The following is a 20,824-nucleotide window of genomic DNA, read 5'->3' on the forward strand; positions in this document are numbered from 1 at the left end:
CACCTCCACAGGAGGTGGTGTTCAGATGGGTATAAAAAGCCCCGCAACGCGTTGCGGGGCTTCTTGTCCGTTACCGGGACGCGAAAAACTTACTCAGCAACGATGCTGACGAATTTACGGTTTTTCGGGCCTTTCACTTCAAACTTAACTTTGCCGTCAGCCAGCGCGAACAGAGTATGATCTCTGCCGAGGCCTACATTGCTGCCAGCATGAAATTTGGTGCCACGCTGGCGAACGATGATGCTGCCTGCCAGAACGGCTTCGCCGCCAAAACGTTTTACGCCCAGGCGTTTTGCTTCTGAATCGCGACCATTACGGGTTGAGCCGCCAGCCTTTTTGTGTGCCATTAGTTTCTGCTCCCCTTACGCGCTGATGCCAGTGATTTTTACATCAGTAAACCACTGACGATGGCCCTGCTGCTTACGATAGTGTTTACGGCGACGGAACTTAACGATTTTAACTTTCTCGCCACGACCGTGAGCAACGATTTCAGCTTTGATTACGCCGCCATCAACGAAAGGAACGCCGATTTTGACTTCTTCACCATTAGCAATCATCAGAACCTGGTTGAACTCAACGGATTCACCAGTTGCGATGTCCAGCTTTTCCAGGCGAACGGTCTGACCTTCGCTTACTCGGTGTTGTTTACCACCACTTTGGAAAACCGCGTACATATAAAACTCCGCATTTCGCACATGCCCTTTTATGTGATGCAGGCAGCGCTATAAATATTCACAATAGGGCGCGAATATTACGCAAATCGCGAAGCTTTGACAAGCCCGATCGTGAGCCCATGCAGAAAAAAAGCGCAACTGTGAGAGCAACATTTATCTGAGGCGTTTTTTCGGTACAATCTGAGCTACATTTACCATCCGTAACCCTTTTATCACCACATACGGACTTATGGTCAACAGCATGATAGCCAGAATTTTGCGATGAATTTAGAGAATATTAATCAGTTAACCGCGCAAGATATGGCGGGTGTCAATGCGGCGATTCTTGAACAGCTTAATTCCAGCGTTCAGCTCATCAATCAGTTGGGATACTACATCATCAGCGGCGGCGGAAAGCGTATTCGCCCTATGATCGCGGTCCTGTCAGCGCGTGCGCTCGGCTATGAAGGTTCGGCGCACATTGCTGTCGCAGCGCTTATTGAATTTATTCATACGGCGACGCTGCTGCACGACGATGTGGTTGACGAATCCGACATGCGTCGGGGAAAAGCGACGGCGAATGCCGCCTTTGGCAACGCCGCCAGCGTGCTGGTCGGCGATTTTATCTACACCCGCGCTTTTCAGATGATGACTCGCCTGGGATCGCTAAAAGTGCTTGAGGTTATGTCAGAAGCCGTCAACGTCATTGCTGAAGGTGAAGTCCTGCAGTTAATGAACGTGAACGACCCGGACATTACCGAAGAGAACTACATGCGCGTAATTTACAGTAAAACCGCACGCCTGTTTGAAGCCGCCTCCCAGTGTTCAGGCATTCTCGCCGGCGCGACGCCAGAACAGGAGCGAGCGCTCCAGGATTACGGGCGCTATTTGGGCACCGCTTTTCAGCTAATCGACGATCTGCTCGATTACAGCGCCGATGGCGAAACGCTGGGTAAGAACGTGGGCGATGATCTTAACGAAGGTAAACCCACCCTCCCGCTGCTGCACGCCATGCATCACGGTACGCCGAAGCAAAAAGAAATGATTCGACACGCTATCGAACAGGGTAACGGCCGCCATTTACTGGAGCCGGTTCTGGAAACAATGGCCGCCTGCGGTTCGCTGGAATGGACCCGCCGTCGCGCGGAAGATGAGGCGGATAAAGCGATTGCGGCGCTGGCGCCTCTGCCGGATTCTCTGTATAAAAAAGCGCTTATCGGCCTTGCGCATATCGCCGTCCAGCGCAGCCATTAATTTCCGTTAAGCTTTTCCCCAGCCGCGCGCCCGCAGGCGTGCGGCCTGCCCTGTAATTACATCGTCTTTCACCACCTTTGTGTGGCAGCACACAAACCTGCCCTTTTTGAGAAACAACAAGAATCAATAAATTGAACTTATGCTATAAAGTTCCAGAAAAACAAACCTGCCATCTAAAGACGGGGAGAGAAAATGGAACGTCAATTCATCGACTGGCATCATGCCGATATCATCGCTGCACTGCGTAAACGTGGAACATCGCTGGCTGCGGTATCACGGCAGGCTGGCCTTAGTTCATCCACGCTGGCTAACGCGCTAACGCGCCCGTGGCCAAGGGGAGAACAGCTTATTGCCGAAGCAATCGGCACGGAGCCCTGGGTTATCTGGCCGTCCCGCTATCACGATCCAGTCACGCATGAGTTCATCGATCGCCGGCAGTTTATTCGCAAGCGCTCGTAAACATGCATCCCGGAATGAGAATGAGGCGGCATTTTTCTTCACCCCGTAGAGAAAAATGCAAAAACCTGACGCTAACGCAACCAACGGGGTACAAAAACCGCGCGGACTGCTAAAGCATACGGCCTCCCTCAACCGGGCGCAGTTCTCTACAAATAAAAATCCGCCTTCACAGAAGGCGGGAGACTGCTGACAAACCCTATCCTGTCGCAGACAGGATGGATGAAATTCAATAAAAAACAAGGAAAATCAATGCATTGAGTTTCTCCTGCTTACCACAAGGAAGGAAAAACCCCGTTTTTTCCTTCCTTGTCAACAATCTGCGCCTTCACAGAAGGCGGCTTTGATTGCGCCCCACAGGGGCGTACTAAGCTCGAACTCGAAGAGCCCTCGCTTCACACATCATGCAGCGATAATTGCTTTTCATCCTATTCTTGCTTTTCCTGATGTTTTACGTGCTTGCGGATCATTTCCGCATTCACACCTACGGTATCCACGCAGTAACCTCTGGCCCAGAAGTAGTTTCCCTACAACTTATGCTTACGCAGCCAGGGTAACTTACTGAGCAACCTTATCGCCGTTTTGCCTTTCAGATGTCCCATCACTTCTGACACCGACAGTTTCGGCGGTATTCTTACCAGAAGCTGAACATGGTCAATTTGAACATTTAACTCAACTTACTGTATTTTAAATTTTTTTCTAAGAATCCAGATTTGACGATAGACTTCCTTCCCTACGTTACCTTTCAGTATTCGACAACGGCCTTTTGGCGTCCAGACGAGATGATATTGACAATGCCACAGCACGTGAGTTGTGGGGTTAACGGTCAGGGATTTTGGTATGGGTAGGTCTTTACAGGCAGAGCCAAAACCAGGCCGATAACCACCTCCACAGGACGCGGTTTTTAGCTATGAATAAAAAAACCGGGGCATGCCCCGGTTATTTGCCGCTGTGTCGATTTGCGCTTTATTCGCCCGCGATGCGTTCAATCTTCGCGCCCAGCGCCTGAAGTTTATCTTCAATGCGCTCGTAGCCGCGATCGATATGATAGATGCGATCGATAATCGTCGTTCCCTGGGCAATACAACCTGCCAGCACCAGGCTTGCAGAAGCCCGCAGGTCGGTCGCCATCACCTGCGCGCCCGACAGCTCTTCTACGCCGTGACAAATCAGCGTATTGCTTTCAATCTCAGCGTGAGCGCCCATGCGAATCAACTCAGGTACATGCATGAAGCGGTTTTCGAAAATGGTTTCTGTAATCACCCCTGTGCCCTGCGCAACCAGGTTGAGCAGCGACAACTGCGCCTGCATGTCGGTTGGGAATGCCGGATGCGGCGCCGTACGGATATTCACCGCTTTCGGACGCTGGCCATGCATATCAAGGCTTATCCAGTCTTCCCCAATCTCAATATCCGCCCCTGCCTCACGCAGTTTAGCAAGCACGGCGTCAAGCGTGTCCGGGCGGGCGTTACGGCAAATGACCTTGCCGCGAGAAACCGCGGCCGCCACAAGGAACGTACCCGTTTCAATACGATCCGGGATAACCCGCCAGGTACCGCCGCCCAGGCGTGCAACGCCCTCAATGGTAATACGATCGGTTCCCATACCGGAAATCTTCGCGCCCAGCGTATTCAGAAAGCAGGCGGTATCGACAATTTCCGGTTCGCGCGCGGCGTTCTCGATAATTGTGGTTCCCTGCGCAAGCGTTGCCGCGCTCATAATGGTCACCGTGGCGCCCACGCTGACTTTATCCATTACGATATGCGCCCCTTTCAGACGCCCTTTTACAGAGGCTTTAACGTACCCTTCTTCAAGCCTGATATCCGCGCCCAGTTGCTCCAGACCGCTGATGTGCAGATCAACCGGCCTCGCGCCAATAGCGCAGCCGCCCGGCAAAGAGACCTGGCCTTCGCCAAAACGCGCGACCAGCGGCCCGAGCGCCCAGATGGAAGCACGCATCGTTTTTACCAGGTCGTAAGGCGCGCAAAACACATTCACCTGACTGGCGTCGATATGCACCGACCCGTTACGCTCCACTTTCGTACCCAACCGGCTGAGCAACTTCATGGTGGTGTCAATGTCTTTCAGTTTGGGTACGTTTTGAATTTCTACAGGCTCTTCCGCCAGCAGGGCCGCAAACAGGATCGGAAGGGCGGCATTTTTCGCCCCGGAGATCGTCACTTCGCCACTCAGCCGGGTCGGACCCTGCACACAAAATTTATCCATAAAACCGCTCTCCAGATAATGTCAAAATCGCTATCGACGGCACGCCCACCGCTTAAAAGCCGTTCAGTTTCCGATCGCGTTCCCATTCCTGCGCAGTGTAGGTTTTAATGGAAACGGCATGAATGCGGTTATCAGCGATGAGCTCCATCAAGGGCGCGTAAACCGCCTGCTGTTTTTTTACGCGACTCATTTCAGCAAACATTTCGCCTACCGCGATAACCTGAAAATGGCTGCCATCGCCAGAAACGTGGACTTCTTCAAGGGGCAGCGCCTTCATCAGCACGGCCTGGATTTCATGATTTTCCATGGAAGCATTTCGTCAGAATTGTGGAAACAGCCACACATCTTAGAGGAAAGTCACGCGCGCTTAAACAAACAAAACGGCCCTGAACGTAATTCAATCGGGGCCGTACGGATAACCTGCTGAAAATTCAGGATGCCAGAGGAAACGCCGTTTCCGGAAGATTATAAAGGTTTGCCAGCGTGCGCAGGCTGGGACTGATGCCGGTTATTCGCGCCTGGCCATTGCGCGCCCTAATCTCTGCAACCAGATGCACAAGCAGCGCCAGCCCGGCAGTATCCACGCGCGTAACGGCGCTTAAATCGATTAACGCAACCCCTTTCGTTGCGCTAACGCGCTGCTGCCACAGCGGCTCAAGCGTTTCATATTCAAGAATATCAAACAGGCGCAGCGTATCGCCTTCACGCTGCCAGCGCAGTTGATCCGCCATTATTTTTTCTGATCCAGCGTAATTGGTTGGCGGGAGATAGCCCTGAGCTGTTCGGTCAGGCCGCCCACCCCTTTAGTACGCAGCAGGTCGCTCCACTCATTTTGTTTGGTCGTGATCATACTGACGCCTTCTGCAATCATATCAAACGCCTGCCAGTTACCGGTCTGGGAATTTTTACGCCACTGAAAGTCCAGGCGCACCGGCGGGCGGCCATTGGGATCGTTAATCGTCACGCGTATCGCTACAATGTTTTTATCACCCAGCGGTTGTTCGGGTGCGATCTGATAAGTTTGTCCGTGGTACATTGCCAGCGCCTGGCCATAGGCCTGCTTCAGATACTCGCGAAATGCAGCGAAATAGGCATCGCGCTGCGCGGGCGTAGCGCCTTTATAATAACGACCCAGCACCAACGCGCCGGCATATTTCACCTGCACATACGGTAACAGTTCCTGTTCCACCACATTGCGCAGGTAATTCGGATTTTGCCGAATCTGCGGCTGTTCGTTCTTTAGTCTATCGAAGGTTTTTTGCGCGGCCTCATTCATCAGCTTATAGGGATTGGACTGATCGGCCGCCATTGCCAGCGGAGCAATCGCCAGCATGGCGACCATTAACAGACGTTTAAACATGGATATTCTCCTTCAATCAATTCGTCGCACTGGGCTGCGTATGCGCCCCGTTATCTTCAGCCGATTGTTCACCGCTCCTGCCAGCGCTCTTAGCGTTGTCATCAGCGTTACTCTTATAGAGGAACTGGCCTATCAAATCCTCCAGCACCATTGCCGATTTCGTATCCTGAATCGTATCGCCATCCTTAAGAATAGCGGTTCCCAGCTCAGGATCTTCAAAACCAATATTTATCGCCAGATACTGCTCGCCCAGCAGGCCAGACGTGCGGATCGCCAGCGAACTGGTGTCCGGAATGCGATCATACTGGCGCTCAATCTCCATCGTAACGCGCGGCAGATACGTTTTAGCATCAAGCGTAATGTCGCTGACGCGGCCAACGGTGACCCCGCCGACGCGAACCGGCGAACGCGCCTTCAGACCGCCGATGTTGTCAAATGTAGCGTATAAACGATACGTCGGTTCGCTGCTAATAGCGCTAACATTCGCCACTTTCAGACAAAGGAAAATTATCGCCAGCAGCGCGGCCAGCATAAACGCACCGACCCAAATCTCATTTTTTTTCGTATGCATGAATTCAATTCCCGAACATCAGTGCAGTCAGTACAAAATCCAGCCCCAGTACCGCCAGCGAAGCGTGTACAACGGTACGCGTGGTGGCCCGGCTGATTCCCTCGGAGGTCGGCACCGCGTCATAGCCATTAAACAACGCAATCCAGGTGACCGTAATGGCAAAAACTACGCTTTTGATAACGCAATTCACCAAATCCATTTTCCAGTCAACGGCGTTCTGCATCGCAGACCAGAAAAAGCCGCTATCGATCCCTTTCCAGCTCACCCCAACCAATGCCCCGCCCCAGATTCCCACAGCGACAAAAATCAGCGATAACAGCGGTAGCGAAATTACCCCTGCCCAGAAGCGCGGCGAAATCACGCGGCGCAAGGGATCGACCGCCATCATCTCCATACTGGAAAGCTGTTCTGTGGCCTTCATCAGGCCAATCTCTGCGGTAAGCGCGGAACCGGCGCGCCCGGCAAACAGCAAAGCAGAGACGACAGGCCCAAGCTCGCGCAGCAGCGATAGCGCCACCAGCATGCCAAGGCTGGTTTCCGCGCTGTAAGTGGTGAGTATTAAATATCCCTGTAACCCCAGCACCATGCCGATAAACAGGCCGGAAACGATGATAATAAGCAATGACAGCACGCCAACGTTATAGAGCTGTTTAATCAACAGCGGCGCGTGCTTGCGAAACGCCGGCCGCCCGGTCAGGGCATTAAGCAGCATAAAACCGGCGCGGCCAAAGGACGCGCAGATTTGCAACCCACGATGGCCCAGTGACGCCAGTGCATTTAAAAACATGAGTAACTTAACTCCCTGATCCAGTAAGATCTCGTTGGTAATCGCCGGCAGGATAGCGAAACGGCACAGGGCCATCCGCCATGCCGTCCAGAAACTGGCGCACCCGTGAATCAGCGTTGTTTTCCAACTGTCGGGGACTGCCCTGCGCCACAATGCGCTGGTCGGCCACAATGTAAGCATAATCAGCGATACTCATTACCTCCGGCACATCGTGCGAAACGACAATGCAGGTAACGCCAAGCGAACTGTTCAGCTCAGAAATCAGCTTAACCAATACGCCCATAGTAATCGGATCCTGTCCGACAAAAGGTTCATCGAACATGATGAGATCCGGCTCCAGCGCAATCGCGCGCGCCAGCGCGGCGCGGCGCGCCATGCCGCCGGAAAGCTCAGAAGGCATAAGCTGCGCCGCCCCCCGCAACCCCACGGCTTCAAGCTTCATCATGACGGTGCTGCGCAGCAGCGGTTCCGGCAATCGTGTATGTTCACGCAGCGGCCAGGCAACATTCTCAAACACGGTCAAATCGGTAAACAGCGCGCCAGACTGAAACAGCATGCTCATGCGTTTGCGCACCTCAAAGAGGCGCGAGCGCGACATTGCCGGCACGTTTTCGCCGTCAAAAAGAATTTGCCCGCGTTCCGGCTGTATCTGCCCGCCGATCAGGCGCAGCAGCGTAGTTTTACCAATGCCGGACGGCCCCATAATTGCGGTAATCCTGCCGCGCGGCACCGAGAGCGAGATATCATCAAAAATTCGCCGCTCTCCCCTGGAGAAGGTCACTCCCCGTACTTCGACCAGATTGTTTTGCGTCTGGCGCATTAATTTTGTTTTCCATTCAATAAGGATACGCGGCAGACTGCCAGTCTGACCATCACACGCCATTTTTACAGAATAACCCACGCACCCGTTAGCAAAACCTGGCATTTGTTTTACTTTTGTCCCGCATAAAGTCAGAATTAAGACTTGTTCGTAATGATGTAAACTGTAGGCGTGTCCGGTGCTTTCAGGCCAGCGGAGCGGCGATTATACCTGACGAAAGGAGCCTGCGTGCTTTTAGCAACGGTGCTGTTAATTATTGGCTTAGTTATGGTGACTTACGGCGCCGACCGACTGGTATTCGCCGCGTCTATTTTGTGCCGCGGGCTGGGTATCGCGCCGCTGATTATCGGCATGACTATTGTTAGCATCGGCGCCTCGTTACCGGAAATTATCGTAGCTACGGCCGCCGGACTGAATGGCCAACTGGATTTGGCGGTCGGTACGGCTATTGGCTCTAATATCGCTAACCTCTTGCTGATCCTCGGGCTTGCCGCGCTGCTCCACCCTTTCGTCATCCACTCAAACGTCCTGCGCCGCGAATTGCCTTTGATGTTAATAATGAGCCTGTTGTGCGGCATAATGCTATGGGATGGCGGACTGGAGCGTATGGAAGGCGTATTGCTGCTGCTTACCGCCGTGATTTATTTACTTATAACCGTTAAAATCGCACGGCTGGCGGAGCGCCAGGGCAGCGATTCGCTCACCCGCGAGCAGCTTGCCGAGCTACCGCAAGCCAGCCAGCCGGTCGCCTTTCTTTGGCTGGCGGTGGCGCTGGTAATTATGCCGGTCGCCACAAAAATGATTATCGACAACGCTACCGTACTGGCGACTGCATTTTCAGTAAGCGAGCTGATCCCGGGCCTGACGATTGTCGCCATCGGCACCAGCCTGCCGGAACTGGCGACGGCCTTTGCCGGCATGCGTAAAGGTGAAGACGATATCGCCATTGGCAATATTATCGGCTCCAATATTTTTAATATCGCGATTGTGCTGGGCCTTCCAGCGTTGCTCTCTCCCGGCGCTTTCGATCCGCAAGCCGTGGTCAGAGACTACGGGGTGATGCTGGCGGCTAGCGTGATTCTCGCCCTGCTTTGCTGGCGGCGCCCTCGCGGCATAAGCCGCTACGCCGGGGCGCTATTAATCTGCGGGTTTGTCGCCTGGACTATCGTGGTATTTGTTACCGCCACTCGCCCCCTGGGGTAAACTGGGAAAGATTATGTCGCACATTGAAATACCGTCGGGTTTTGACTTCCAACTGGCGGGTAAAGAAGTGTTAGATATTGAACGCGAAGGGCTGGCCCAGCTCGATCGGTATATTAACGAGGATTTCGCGCGCGCCTGCGAGATGATGTTTCGCTGCCAGGGCAAAGTCGTGGTCATGGGTATGGGGAAATCCGGGCACATTGGGCGCAAAATGGCCGCTACGTTCGCCAGTACCGGCACCCCGGCTTTTTTTGTCCATCCCGGTGAAGCCAGCCACGGCGATCTCGGTATGGTGACCGGGAAAGATATCGTCATTGCCATCTCTAATTCCGGCGAATCTAACGAAATCCTGGCGCTGATCCCGGTATTAAAACGCCTTCAGGTGCCGTTAATTGGGTTAACCAGCCGCCCGGAAAGCACAATGGGCCGCGCGGCGGATATACACCTGTGCGTGAAAGTGCCTCAGGAAGCCTGCCCGCTGGGGCTGGCCCCTACGTCCAGCACCACGGCAACGCTGGTCATGGGCGATGCGCTGGCCGTGGCTTTGCTTAAGGCGCGGGGCTTTACCGCCGAAGATTTCGCGTTATCGCACCCAGGCGGCGCGCTGGGCAGAAAGCTGCTGCTGCGGGTAAACGATATTATGCATACGGGCAATGAGATTCCGCGCGTAGACAAAAGCGCCACGCTACGCGACGCGTTGCTGGAAATCACCCGTAAAAATCTTGGCATGACGGTCATCTGCGGCGATGACATGAAAATTGCCGGTATTTTTACCGACGGCGACCTGCGCCGCGTATTTGATATGGGCGTGGATCTCAATCACCTGCGTATTACCGACGTAATGACGGCAGGCGGTATTCGCGTTCGTCCCGGCACGCTGGCCGTGGATGCGCTCAATCTTATGCAGTCGCGCCACATTACCGCCGTTCTCGTCGCCGATGGCGAGCAGCTTCTCGGTGTGATACATATGCATGACCTGCTGCGCGCTGGCGTAGTCTGAATTAAGGATTCTCGGTAAATGAGCAACCCGGAAGCGATGCTGCCGACCTGTTATGGCCCGGTAAGCGCGCGCGTTATAGCAAAAGCGCAGGATATTCGCCTGCTGATACTTGATGTAGACGGCGTCATGTCCGACGGTCTGATTTATATGGGCAATAGCGGTGAAGAGCTAAAAGCGTTTAACGTGCGCGATGGCTACGGCATCCGCTGTGCGTTAACGTCCAATATTGAGGTGGCGATAATCACCGGACGCAAAGCAAAGCTGCTTGAAGATCGCTGCGCGACGCTCAAAATTAAACACCTTTATCAGGGCCAGTCCGATAAGCTTATCGCCTATCGGGCATTGCTGGATACGCTGGCGCTGGCGCCGCATAACGTGGCGTATATTGGCGACGATCTGATTGACTGGCCGGTTATGGAACAAATCGGCCTTAGCATAGCGGTCGCTGACGCCCACCCGCTGCTGCTGCCCCGCGTTGACTACGTTACCCGTATCGGCGGCGGCCGCGGCGCCGTGCGCGAAGTCTGCGATCTGCTGCTACTGGCGCAGGGCAAGCTTGATGAGGCCAAAGGGCAATCACTATGAGTAAGTTAAAACGCTGGACTGTCATCGTACTGGCGCTGATTGCGCTTATCCTTATCGGCGTGAATCTTGCCAACCGTGACGCCGACGCGCCGGTAGCCCGGAACGCCAGCGATCCCACTTATAAAAGCGAAGGCTCAACCACTGTGGTATATAGCCCTGCGGGCGCGCTGAACTATCGCCTGATTGCCGATCACATAGAGCACTATTCCGATACGGCCATATCGTGGTTTACCCGCCCGGTGATGACTGTCTACGATACGAACAAAATCGAAACCTGGTCGGTGCGCGCCGATCGCGCAAAACTGACTGAAGATCGTATGCTTTATTTGTATGGCAACGTCGAGGTTAACGCACTAACGGCCGATTCGCAGTTACGAAAAATCACTACCGATAATGCTCAGGTAAACCTTGTGACTCAGGATGTTACCTCTGACGATCTCGTTACGCTTTACGGAACCACGTTTAATTCCAGGGGTCTGAAAATGCGTGGGAATTTACGCAAGAAAACTGCCGAGCTGATTGAAAAGGTTAAAACCTCCTATGAAATTCAAAATAAATAAGTACAGCCTTACTGTTGTTATGGCCGGCATGCTTCTGGCGGCTTCACTCCCAACTATGGCGCTGACCGGCGATACGGATAAACCAATCCATATCGAATCCGATCAGCAGGCGCTGGATATGCAGGGCAATATCGTCACATTTACCGGCAACGTTATCGTCACTCAGGGCAGCATAAAGATTAATGCTGATAAGGTCGTGGTCACCCGCCCGGGCGGCGAGCAGGGCAAAGAAGTGGTGGAAGGCTACGGCAAACCCGCCACATTCTATCAGATGCAGGATAACGGCAAGCCGGTAAAAGGCCACGCAGATAAAATGCGCTATGAGTTGCAAAACGATTACGTCGTGCTGACCGGTAACGCCTGGCTTGAACAGCTTGACAGCAATATTAAAGGCGACAGGATAACCTATCTCGTCAAGGAGCAAAAAATGCAGGCCTTTAGCGAAAAAGGCAAGCGTGTAACGACCGTACTGGTGCCCTCTCAGCTCCAGAATAAAAACAACGCTGGTCAGAAGAAGAAGTAATCCGGTATGGCAACTCTTATCGCTAAAAATCTCGCCAAAGCCTATAAAGGCCGCAAAGTGGTTGAAGACGTGAGTCTGACCGTTAAGTCAGGGGAAATCGTCGGCCTGCTTGGCCCTAACGGCGCAGGCAAAACAACAACTTTTTACATGGTTGTCGGCATTGTGCCGCGTGACGCAGGCAACATCATTATTGATGATGAAGATATCAGCCTGCTGCCGTTGCACGCGCGCGCGCGCCGCGGCATCGGCTATCTCCCGCAGGAAGCCTCTATTTTCCGCCGCCTGAGCGTTTACGACAATCTGATGGCCGTATTGCAAATCCGTGAAGATTTAAGCGAAGAACAGCGCGAAGATCGTGCCAAAGAACTTATGGAAGAGTTTCATATCGACCATTTGCGCGAAAGTCTGGGGCAATCGCTGTCCGGCGGTGAACGCCGCCGCGTGGAGATCGCGCGTGCGCTGGCCGCAAACCCTAAATTTATTTTACTGGATGAACCCTTTGCGGGCGTGGATCCCATCTCCGTTATTGATATCAAGCGTATTATTGAACACCTGCGCGACAGCGGACTGGGCGTATTAATCACCGACCACAACGTGCGTGAAACTCTCGCAGTCTGCGAACGCGCCTATATCGTCAGCCAGGGGCATCTCATCGCCCACGGCACACCGGAAGAGATACTTGAAGACGAGCAGGTCAAACGCGTATATCTTGGGGAAGAGTTCAGACTTTGATAGGGTAGCTTTGCGCTGTGCCAGGCAGCGCCCCTTGTTGAACAGCGATTCAGCGGGGATAAGTCAGGCTGGCACAACTTTTGAGGAATGTTGCTCTGAATATGAAGCAGGGTTTGCAATTAAAGCTGAGTCAACAGCTTGCCATAACGCCGCAGTTACAGCAGGCCATTCGCCTGTTGCAGCTTTCCACGCTGGAACTTCAGCAAGAACTACAGCAGGCGCTGGAAAGCAACCCTCTGCTTGAACAAACCGATCCTCATGAGGAAATAGACGCCCAGGCAGCCCAGGATCGCGAAACGCTTGACAGCAGCGAAGCACTTGAGCAGCGCGAAATGCCCGACGAACTGCCGCTTGATACCAGTTGGGATGAAATCTACACCGCCGGAACGCCTTCAGGGACCGGCAGCGACTACCTTGTTGATGAGCTGCCGGTCTACCAGGGGGAAACCACCCAGACGTTGCAGGACTATCTGATGTGGCAGGTTCAGCTCACGCCCTTTTCAGATACCGACCGCGCTATCGCCACCTCTGTTGTGGATGCCGTTGACGAGACGGGATATCTCACTGTGCCGATCGAAGATATTATGGAAAGCCTGGGCAACGATGAAATAACGCGTGAAGAAGTGGAAGCCGTGCTTAAACGCATCCAGCGTTTCGACCCGGTAGGCGTTGCGGCTCGCGATTTGCGCGACTGCCTGCTTATCCAGCTCTCTCAGTTCAACCCGCAAACGCCACGCCTGGCTGATGCCCGGCTGATTATTTCCGATTATCTCGATCTGCTGGCAAACCATGACTTCCGCACTCTGATGCGCCTGACGCGCCTGAAAGAAGATGTGTTGAAAGAGGCCGTTGCGCTTATTCAGTCGCTGGATCCGCGCCCCGGGCAGTCCATTCAAACCGGCGAGCCGGAATATGTGATTCCCGACGTGCTGGTGCGCAAAGTACAGGGCCGGTGGAGCGTTGAGCTTAATAGCGACAGCATCCCGCGCCTGAAGATCAACCAGCAATACGCCGCAATGGGCAACGGCGCGCGTAACACAGCCGACAGCCAGTTTATCCGCAGCAATCTTCAGGAAGCGAAATGGTTGATTAAAAGCCTTGAAAGCCGCAATGACACCCTGCTGCGCGTAAGCCGCTGCATTGTGGAGCAGCAGCAAGGCTTTTTTGAACACGGCGAAGAATATATGAAACCAATGGTGCTCGCGGACATCGCCCAGGCCGTCGATATGCACGAATCCACAATTTCACGCGTCACCACGCAAAAATACCTTCACAGCCCGCGCGGTATTTTTGAACTGAAATATTTCTTCTCCAGCCACGTGAATACCGAAGGCGGCGGCGAAGCCTCTTCTACGGCAATCCGCGCGCTGGTGAAGAAATTAATTGCTGCGGAGAACCCCGCCAAACCGCTGAGCGACAGCAAGCTCACCACTATACTTTCCGATCAAGGGATCATGGTGGCGCGCCGTACTGTTGCAAAGTACCGAGAGTCTTTATCGATTCCTCCGTCTAACCAACGTAAACAACTGGTTTGACCCAACCTGATAAGGAAGACACTTATGCAGCTCAATATCACTGGACAGAACGTCGAAATTACCGAGGCCCTGCGCGAGTTCCTTGATAAAAAATTCGCTAAGCTGGAGCAATATTTTGAACGGATCAATCAGGTCTATATTGTGTTGAAAGTGGAAAAGGTGACGCATGCGGCGGATGCCACGCTGCACGTTAACGGCGGAGAGCTACATGCCAGCGCGGAAGGCCAGGACATGTATGCCGCGATTGACGGTCTAATCGACAAACTGGCCCGTCAGTTAAACAAGCATAAAGACAAATTAAAACAACACTGATAATCCGGGAATTCCCGCGCCTCGCTACCCGGCTGGGCGCGGGAAACTCAGGTAAAATGATGATGAATAATGATTCGGCACTGCAATTGAGCACTGTTCTTAATCAGGAATGTACCCGGGTCGGCGTACATTGCCAGAGCAAGAAACGCGCGCTGGAGATTATCAGCGAAATAGCCGCAGAGCAGCTAGGGCTGGCGCCTCAGGTTGTGTTTGATGCGGTTCTGACGCGTGAACGCATGGGAAGCACAGGCATTGGCAACGGCATCGCTATCCCTCACGGAAAACTGGAAGAAGATACACTCAGGGCCGTGGGAGTTTTTATACAACTGGAAACGCCCATTGCTTTTGATGCGATTGATAATCAGCCGGTCGATCTCTTATTTGCGCTGCTGGTACCGGCAGATCAGACAAAAGTCCATCTGCATACCCTGTCGCTGGCTGCAAAGCGCCTGGCCGATAAAAATATTTGTCGCCGCCTGCGGGCCGCACAAACTGATGAAGCGCTGTGGCAAATCATCACAGACAATTCAAACATCGATGAATAAGCCTGGCTGCGTATAGCGCAGCTTTCTCAGTGGGGAGAGATGTATCATGGTGCTGATGATTGTCAGCGGCCGCTCTGGTTCAGGGAAGTCTGTGGCATTGCGCGCCCTGGAAGATATGGGGTTCTACTGCGTGGACAACCTGCCGGTCGTGCTCCTTCCGGAGCTGGCCAATACGCTGGCAGAACGTAAAATCTCGGCGGCGGTGAGTATCGACGTGCGTAATATGCCGGAATCGCCGGAGATTTTTGAGCAGGCGATGGGCAATCTGCCTGCGTCATTCTCACCACAGTTGCTCTTTCTCGATGCCGATCGCAACACGTTAATTCGCCGCTACAGCGATACGCGCCGGCTGCACCCGCTCTCCAGCAAAAATTTATCGCTGGAAAGCGCCATCGACCAGGAAAGCGATCTGCTGGAGCCGCTACGCTCGCGCGCAGATCTGATTATCGACACGTCTGAGATGTCCGTTCACGAACTGGCGGAAATGCTGCGTACGCGCCTGCTTGGCAAACGTGAACGCGAACTCACTATGGTGTTTGAATCTTTTGGTTTCAAACACGGCATTCCCATAGACGCCGACTATGTATTTGACGTGCGCTTTCTGCCAAACCCGCACTGGGATCCTAAACTGCGCCCAATGACGGGCCTGGACAAGCCCGTCGCCGCGTTTCTCGACAGACACACCGAAGTGCATAACTTTATTTACCAGACCCGCAGTTACCTCGAGCTCTGGCTGCCGATGCTGGAAACCAACAACCGTAGCTATTTGACCGTTGCTATCGGCTGCACCGGCGGTAAACACCGTTCGGTTTACGTGGCAGAACAGCTCGCCGATTACTTCCGCTCACGCGGGAAGAACGTTCAGTCACGCCATCGCACGCTTGAAAAACGTAAAACATGACCGTCAGGCAAACCGTTGAAATCACAAACCGGCTGGGCATGCACGCCCGGCCCGCGATGAAGCTTTTTGATCTGGTGCAGAGCTTTGATGCGGAAGTCTTGCTGCGTAACGAAAGCGGCATCGAAGCGGAGGCCAGCAGCGTTATTGCCTTGTTAATGCTGGATTCCGCCCAGGGAGGACATATTGAAGTGGAAGCCAGCGGCCCGCAGGAACAGGAAGCGCTCAGCGCTGTCGTCGCGCTGTTCAATGCCGGTTTCGATGAGGACTGAACGCTACGCCAGCCTACTGGTAATTTTAATAATCTTAAACGCTGTCGCGTAATATACTATGGACGGATAAAACGGAAGGTGAAAGGAAAAAACAAGAGTAATCTATTGAAAATTAAATAAAATTTAAAATTTCGCGATTTTTTTAACTTTTTTCCAGCCGACATCAGGCTTCCGGGCCGCCATCTGCAAGTTATCGATAAAACGCCGACAGCCATTTTTCCGTATTTTATTTTCCCGCACGCCTCAATACGGCAGTGGACATATCAGTCTTACAATCACTTATTCTCATGAGCAGGTTGTCCGTTGCTATAAACCCCGCTGCACGGTTTGCCAATTTTTTAGTCCGATGCAGGTTTGATTAAACGCCTGCGCCGCCCCATTTGTCATGGTTGCGTCATGAGGCATTCACTTTGCAAACGAATTCTGACAGAACATCTGGCTGGAACGCCGGAATAAACGAATAATCGTGCCAGATGCGCATAACCCGTCAGTTGCCGCTACGGATCAAAAAATACGCTTAACGTCCAACCGTTTTTCCCCCATAACCGGCCTGAGAAAGGTTAAACCACCGAGCTGGCGCATCTGATGCTGGATCCACTGCTGACGCGCCAGCACATAGCCTGAAGGCGCGTTTGCCTTCAGGCGAATCGGGTTAGGCAACACGGCCGCCAGGCGTGCCGCCTGCGCCTGTGTCAGGCGGCTGGCGGGCTTGTGGAAGTAATGGCGCGCGGCGGCTTCCACGCCGAATATACCTTCGCCGAATTCAGCAATATTCAGATAAACCGTCAGAATCCGGCGCTTGCTCCACACCAGCTCAATGCCTGCCGTCAACCCTGCCTCAAGCCCCTTACGCAGCCAGCTACGTCCATCCCAAAGCAGCAGGTTTTTCGCCGTCTGTTGCGACAGCGTGGAAGCGCCGCGCATAGGCGTGTTTTCCCCACGGCTTGCCAGTACTTTCCGTATAGCCGCGACATCAAACCCCCGGTGGCTGGGAAACGTTTGATCTTCTGCGGCAATAACCGCCAGCGGCATCCACGGTGAAATATCCTCCATCGCCACCCAGTCTGAATGCGCCACGTAGCCTGTGTTGCCATGCAGCCATGCGCTAAGCTGGCGCTCAACCATAACCGCGGAAAAGGGCACCGGCAAAAAACTGAAAAGCACGATACCGCCGCTCCAGAAAACAATCAGCACAATGACTATTCTTCGCAGCCAGCGCGTCACCCATGCCCTTATCGAACGCAGCTTACGCATCCTCACATAGCGCCAACACGTTGGCTACCAGCTTTTCAATGCCGTCCGCCGCCTCATCAATACGCTGCGCCAGCATATAAGCCGGGGTGGTGACAATTTTGTGCGCCTCATCCACTACGATATCGTCAACCGGGCACGATATATGTTCACCGCCCATAGCTTCAATTGTTTCAACGGTGTCAATATCAGTCCCTATGGTCAAACGCAGCGGCATTTGCAAAATGGCAGGCAGCATCGCAGGCGCAATACACAGAAAACCGAGCGGCTTGCCCGCATCGTGGCAGTCGCGCACAAGCGTTGCAAAATCCGGATCGATCGTACAGGCGCGGCCCTGGCTGGCAAAATTGCTTAAATTTTTAGCTGCGCCGAAACCGCCGGGGACGATCAGCGCATCCAACTCCGCCGCCTTCGCTTCAGCCAGCGGTTTAATCGCGCCACGGGTAATACGCGCTGCCTCAATCAGTACATTGCGGCTTTCCGGTACCGGCTCGCCGGTAAGATGATTGATTACATCTTCTTGAGTTTTATCCGGCGCAAAACACACGGCCTGCGCACCGCCACGAGCGATTGCAAGCAGCGTAATCACGGTTTCATGAATCTCTGAGCCGTCGTAAACCCCGCATCCACTTAGTACCAAACCAATTTTTTTCATACTGGCATTCCTTTCTAATGGTCAGACAAGCTAAAGTAATTTTATTAATAAGAACGCTATGCTTCACATATTTTACTGAATCAAGTAACAAACAGTGTAAGATTTGCTATCTTATTGCCTGAACAAAAAGACGCCTCTTTCGTTTAAGCGCCGCCACAACCCACAACACAATCTGAACAGGCGGCGTAATGATTTCCCTGGTGTTGGCGCAGTATTCGCGCACCCCGGCCTGGCCGGGGTCATTTTTTTTGCGCACGGGCAACCCAGGCCTTCAACACCGCGACATCGTGCTGCCACTCCTGCTTCAGCTCCTCAATCCATTCCCCTACGTTATCCCACCATGCAGGAAGCTCAGGCGACTGAATCTGCTGCGCCAGTTGCTGCAAATGACGCAGCCCAACGGAACCGGCGGCCCCTTTGATTTTATGCCCCTCGTCCACAATGCCTTTCCTGTCACGCGCCGTCAGGTTGGATTCCAGAAGACTAAGATAGCCGGGCATCATCTTTTCAAACATGGTCAAACCATCGGTAATTAATTTCGGGCCGACCAGCTCCATATACTGTTCAAGCATGTCCATATCGAGCAGTGCATCATGCCTGCCTTCGTGATATTGCGCAGCGGCGGCAGCGCTGGTTTCACCTCCGGCGCACTCACCCCAGAATTTTTCAATCATCGCCGTTAACGCCGGCACCGCCAGCGGCTTACTCAATACGTCATCCATTCCGGCGTCAAGGTACTCTTTTTTATCTTTAAGTACGTTGGCCGTCAGGGCCACCAGCGGCGGGAGCGCGTCTTTGTTAAAACGCTTATGCAGCTCGCGAGCAATATCCAGTCCGGTCATGTCCGGAAGCTGGATATCCAGCAACAACAGGTCAAACTCACCCGGTCTGAACATTTCCAGCGCGGCCTGACCGGTCATGGCGACCTCAACGCTGTTGCCCAGTTTCTCCAGCACCGAACGCGCGACAATCACGTTCAGCTCAATATCTTCTACCAGCAACACATGCAGCGCCGGCAGCGGCACATCGTCCTGTTCCAGTCTATCCTCCTGCGCCTGCTCTACATGCGGCGCGTGTACCGTCAACGTAAAGATCGAGCCTTTACCCGGCAGGCTTGAAACGGTGATATCTCCCCCCATGCTTTTTGCAAGCCGCCGCGATACCGCCAGCCCGATACCCGTACCTGTCGCGGGCTTGCCGCCGTGGCTGCCCGTTACCTGATAATACATGGCGAAAATTTTGTCCTGTTCTTCCTGAGGAATGCCGATGCCGGAATCTTCAACGTCAAAACGCAGCATGCTGTTGTGCTGATAATGCACCCGAACGACTACCTGGCCGCTTTGGGTGAACTTTACTGCATTGCTGATAAGGTTCCACAGAATCTGGCGCAGGCGCGTACCGTCGGTGATGACTTTATGCGGTAAAGGCAAGTCGGGTTCGAGAATAAAGCGCAGCCCTTTCTGCTGCGCCTGCAGGCCGGAAAGGTTTTCAAGGTCAGCCAGAAAGCTGGTGAAATCAACAGGCTGGTTATCAAGCTGCACTTTGCGGCGCTCAATTTTATCCATGTCTATAATATCGTTGAATATATTGCCAAGCGTCACCGCGGAAACATGAATAGTTTTCAGGTATTTTTCCTGCTCCTGGGTTAGTTCTGTGTCCAGCAAAATACGGCTAAGACCAACGATACCGTTAAGCGGCGTGCGCAACTCATGGCTAATGGTGGAAATGAAGGTCGTTTTATCTCGACTGGCGCGCTCCAGCGCATCCTGATAACGCTTGCGTTCAGTAATGTCCCTGCTAAACCCCATCAGGCCATGTCGTTTCCCCACACGGTCATAATACGGCACTTTGCGAATTTCAAAGCAGGCTTTACGCCCGTCGGGATAATCCAGCCACTGTTCATAAGCCAGCGATACATTATGACGGAACACTTTCTCGTCTGATTCCATCACCTTCTGCGCAATCGCCGGTTCGTAGACTTCGGGGGGTTTTAACCCAATTAACTGCTTCTCGCTTTTGCCCGTCAGTAGCTCCATAGCCCGATTGCACCCGGAAAATTCGTTGTCTTCATTACGATAGAACACCAGATCCGGCGAAGCATCGAGAAAAGAACGCAAAAAAGAGGATTGCTGTTCAAGGCGCATCTGCGTTTCTTCACGCTCCTTCATCTCTACCTGCAACTGCTCAAGCATAGTATGGCGCTCCGCTTCCGCTTTTTTACGTTCGGCAATCTCCTGATTTAACTGGGCAATATTGTCTTTTAGCTGCACATTGAGCATTAAATCGCGCTCGCGCATCTCTTCGAGCTTTTCCACCAGCCGCGAGAGCCGCTGGCGCGACTCTTCCAGTTGTTCAACCACCACCGAAAGGAAATACACGGCCCAGGGAGTAATCAGCAGGCCGAAAAAGATGGAACGGATAACGTCGATACTTTCTACCTGACCACGCAGCAGCATAGTTACCGCCATCTGCACGACTATAGCCAGCACGACCAGCGCCAGCGCCAGCAGCAGGGAGAAGCGGACAAGGCCCAACTTCATCATCAGATCGACATAATACTGAGCCAGTTTGCGGATTTGCTTCATGAAAGTTCCTTTGCAGCGTTATGGGCCAGGCACAAGGCGGT

General features: G+C 53.3%; 25 protein-coding genes and 1 pseudogene. 13 read left to right on the top strand and 13 right to left on the bottom strand.

Annotated features, from left to right (window positions below):
- Positions 1 to 89: 89 nt before the first annotated feature.
- Together rpmA and rplU are read right to left on the bottom strand one after the other, a co-directional pair.
- Complete coding sequence (gene rpmA, locus JJB97_RS08275) at positions 90 to 347, bottom strand: 50S ribosomal protein L27 (RefSeq protein WP_017374871.1); 258 nt, start codon at positions 345 to 347, stop codon at positions 90 to 92.
- A 15-nt stretch (positions 348 to 362) separates the two neighbouring features.
- Entirely contained in the window at positions 363 to 674 is a 312-nt protein-coding gene (rplU, locus tag JJB97_RS08280; RefSeq protein ID WP_238713558.1) for a 50S ribosomal protein L21, read from the bottom strand.
- A gap of 261 nt (positions 675 to 935) precedes the next feature.
- Here rplU and ispB point away from each other — a divergent pair, with 261 nt between their 5' ends.
- Both ispB and sfsB read left to right on the top strand, forming a co-directional pair.
- Positions 936 to 1,907 carry an octaprenyl diphosphate synthase gene (gene ispB / locus JJB97_RS08285; protein ID WP_238713559.1) on the top strand — a complete coding sequence of 324 codons (972 nt, stop codon included), beginning with the start codon at positions 936 to 938 and terminating at the stop codon, positions 1,905 to 1,907.
- A 192-nt stretch (positions 1,908 to 2,099) separates the two neighbouring features.
- Positions 2,100 to 2,366, top strand: coding sequence for a DNA-binding transcriptional regulator SfsB (sfsB, locus tag JJB97_RS08290; protein WP_238713560.1), 267 nt, complete (start codon positions 2,100 to 2,102; stop codon positions 2,364 to 2,366).
- 425 nt (positions 2,367 to 2,791) lie between these two features.
- Here sfsB and tnpA read toward each other — a convergent pair.
- From tnpA to mlaF, 8 genes and pseudogenes are all read right to left on the bottom strand, one after another.
- Positions 2,792 to 3,193: pseudogene (tnpA, locus tag JJB97_RS08295) on the bottom strand (IS200/IS605 family transposase).
- Between the two features lie 136 nt (positions 3,194 to 3,329).
- Positions 3,330 to 4,589, bottom strand: a complete 1,260-nt coding sequence (gene murA, locus JJB97_RS08300) for a UDP-N-acetylglucosamine 1-carboxyvinyltransferase (protein ID WP_238713561.1) — start codon at positions 4,587 to 4,589, stop codon at positions 3,330 to 3,332.
- Between the two features lie 52 nt (positions 4,590 to 4,641).
- On the bottom strand, positions 4,642 to 4,896 hold the full coding sequence (gene ibaG / locus JJB97_RS08305; RefSeq protein ID WP_238713562.1) for a BolA family iron metabolism protein IbaG: 255 nt from the start codon (positions 4,894 to 4,896) through the stop codon (positions 4,642 to 4,644).
- A gap of 124 nt (positions 4,897 to 5,020) precedes the next feature.
- A complete protein-coding gene (mlaB, locus tag JJB97_RS08310) occupies positions 5,021 to 5,320 on the bottom strand; it encodes a lipid asymmetry maintenance protein MlaB (protein ID WP_238713563.1) in 300 nt (99 codons plus the stop codon).
- On the bottom strand, positions 5,320 to 5,949 hold the full coding sequence (gene mlaC, locus JJB97_RS08315; RefSeq protein ID WP_238713564.1) for a phospholipid-binding protein MlaC: 630 nt from the start codon (positions 5,947 to 5,949) through the stop codon (positions 5,320 to 5,322). The genes mlaB and mlaC overlap by 1 nt, the downstream gene beginning before the upstream one ends.
- Before the next feature lie 16 nt (positions 5,950 to 5,965).
- On the bottom strand, positions 5,966 to 6,520 hold the full coding sequence (mlaD, locus tag JJB97_RS08320; RefSeq protein WP_238713565.1) for an outer membrane lipid asymmetry maintenance protein MlaD: 555 nt from the start codon (positions 6,518 to 6,520) through the stop codon (positions 5,966 to 5,968).
- A 4-nt stretch (positions 6,521 to 6,524) separates the two neighbouring features.
- Positions 6,525 to 7,307, bottom strand: a complete 783-nt coding sequence (gene mlaE, locus JJB97_RS08325) for a lipid asymmetry maintenance ABC transporter permease subunit MlaE (protein WP_238713566.1) — start codon at positions 7,305 to 7,307, stop codon at positions 6,525 to 6,527.
- A 7-nt stretch (positions 7,308 to 7,314) separates the two neighbouring features.
- Positions 7,315 to 8,127, bottom strand: a complete 813-nt coding sequence (gene mlaF / locus JJB97_RS08330) for a phospholipid ABC transporter ATP-binding protein MlaF (RefSeq protein ID WP_238713567.1) — start codon at positions 8,125 to 8,127, stop codon at positions 7,315 to 7,317.
- A gap of 228 nt (positions 8,128 to 8,355) precedes the next feature.
- Between mlaF and JJB97_RS08335 the strand changes: the two genes are divergently transcribed.
- From JJB97_RS08335 to npr, 11 genes are all read left to right on the top strand, one after another.
- Positions 8,356 to 9,330: a calcium/sodium antiporter gene (locus JJB97_RS08335; protein ID WP_238713568.1), complete on the top strand. Its 975-nt coding sequence runs from the start codon at positions 8,356 to 8,358 to the stop codon at positions 9,328 to 9,330.
- Between the two features lie 13 nt (positions 9,331 to 9,343).
- Positions 9,344 to 10,330 (top strand): arabinose-5-phosphate isomerase KdsD, encoded by a 987-nt coding sequence (kdsD, locus tag JJB97_RS08340; protein ID WP_238713569.1) that lies wholly within the window; start codon positions 9,344 to 9,346, stop codon positions 10,328 to 10,330.
- An 18-nt stretch (positions 10,331 to 10,348) separates the two neighbouring features.
- On the top strand, positions 10,349 to 10,915 hold the full coding sequence (gene kdsC, locus JJB97_RS08345; protein ID WP_238713570.1) for a 3-deoxy-manno-octulosonate-8-phosphatase KdsC: 567 nt from the start codon (positions 10,349 to 10,351) through the stop codon (positions 10,913 to 10,915).
- Positions 10,912 to 11,475 carry an LPS export ABC transporter periplasmic protein LptC gene (lptC, locus tag JJB97_RS08350; RefSeq protein ID WP_238713571.1) on the top strand — a complete coding sequence of 188 codons (564 nt, stop codon included), beginning with the start codon at positions 10,912 to 10,914 and terminating at the stop codon, positions 11,473 to 11,475. Before kdsC ends, lptC begins: the two co-directional genes overlap by 4 nt.
- Complete coding sequence (gene lptA / locus JJB97_RS08355) at positions 11,456 to 11,998, top strand: lipopolysaccharide ABC transporter substrate-binding protein LptA (RefSeq protein WP_238713572.1); 543 nt, start codon at positions 11,456 to 11,458, stop codon at positions 11,996 to 11,998. The genes lptC and lptA overlap by 20 nt, the downstream gene beginning before the upstream one ends.
- A 6-nt stretch (positions 11,999 to 12,004) precedes the next feature.
- Positions 12,005 to 12,730 (top strand): LPS export ABC transporter ATP-binding protein, encoded by a 726-nt coding sequence (lptB, locus tag JJB97_RS08360; RefSeq protein ID WP_238713573.1) that lies wholly within the window; start codon positions 12,005 to 12,007, stop codon positions 12,728 to 12,730.
- Positions 12,731 to 12,831: 101 nt separating this feature from the next.
- Positions 12,832 to 14,265 carry an RNA polymerase factor sigma-54 gene (gene rpoN, locus JJB97_RS08365; RefSeq protein WP_238713574.1) on the top strand — a complete coding sequence of 478 codons (1,434 nt, stop codon included), beginning with the start codon at positions 12,832 to 12,834 and terminating at the stop codon, positions 14,263 to 14,265.
- A 24-nt stretch (positions 14,266 to 14,289) separates the two neighbouring features.
- Positions 14,290 to 14,577: a ribosome hibernation promoting factor gene (gene hpf, locus JJB97_RS08370; protein ID WP_238713575.1), complete on the top strand. Its 288-nt coding sequence runs from the start codon at positions 14,290 to 14,292 to the stop codon at positions 14,575 to 14,577.
- A gap of 59 nt (positions 14,578 to 14,636) precedes the next feature.
- Positions 14,637 to 15,122, top strand: a complete 486-nt coding sequence (gene ptsN / locus JJB97_RS08375) for a PTS IIA-like nitrogen regulatory protein PtsN (protein ID WP_238713631.1) — start codon at positions 14,637 to 14,639, stop codon at positions 15,120 to 15,122.
- 46 nt (positions 15,123 to 15,168) lie between these two features.
- Positions 15,169 to 16,023 (top strand): RNase adapter RapZ, encoded by an 855-nt coding sequence (gene rapZ / locus JJB97_RS08380; RefSeq protein ID WP_238713576.1) that lies wholly within the window; start codon positions 15,169 to 15,171, stop codon positions 16,021 to 16,023.
- Entirely contained in the window at positions 16,020 to 16,292 is a 273-nt protein-coding gene (gene npr, locus JJB97_RS08385) for a PTS phosphocarrier protein NPr (RefSeq protein WP_238713577.1), read from the top strand. Before rapZ ends, npr begins: the two co-directional genes overlap by 4 nt.
- Before the next feature lie 504 nt (positions 16,293 to 16,796).
- Here the strand turns inward: npr and mtgA are convergent.
- From mtgA to arcB, 3 genes are all read right to left on the bottom strand, one after another.
- Positions 16,797 to 17,528 (bottom strand): monofunctional biosynthetic peptidoglycan transglycosylase, encoded by a 732-nt coding sequence (gene mtgA, locus JJB97_RS08390; RefSeq protein WP_238713632.1) that lies wholly within the window; start codon positions 17,526 to 17,528, stop codon positions 16,797 to 16,799.
- A 10-nt stretch (positions 17,529 to 17,538) separates the two neighbouring features.
- Positions 17,539 to 18,198, bottom strand: coding sequence for an isoprenoid biosynthesis glyoxalase ElbB (elbB, locus tag JJB97_RS08395; RefSeq protein ID WP_238713578.1), 660 nt, complete (start codon positions 18,196 to 18,198; stop codon positions 17,539 to 17,541).
- A gap of 239 nt (positions 18,199 to 18,437) precedes the next feature.
- A complete protein-coding gene (gene arcB, locus JJB97_RS08400; RefSeq protein WP_238713579.1) occupies positions 18,438 to 20,783 on the bottom strand; it encodes an aerobic respiration two-component sensor histidine kinase ArcB in 2,346 nt (781 codons plus the stop codon).
- Positions 20,784 to 20,824 lie beyond the last annotated feature (41 nt).

This window comes from Tenebrionibacter intestinalis (assembly GCF_016632365.1).
Lineage (GTDB): Bacteria > Pseudomonadota > Gammaproteobacteria > Enterobacterales > Enterobacteriaceae > Tenebrionibacter > Tenebrionibacter intestinalis.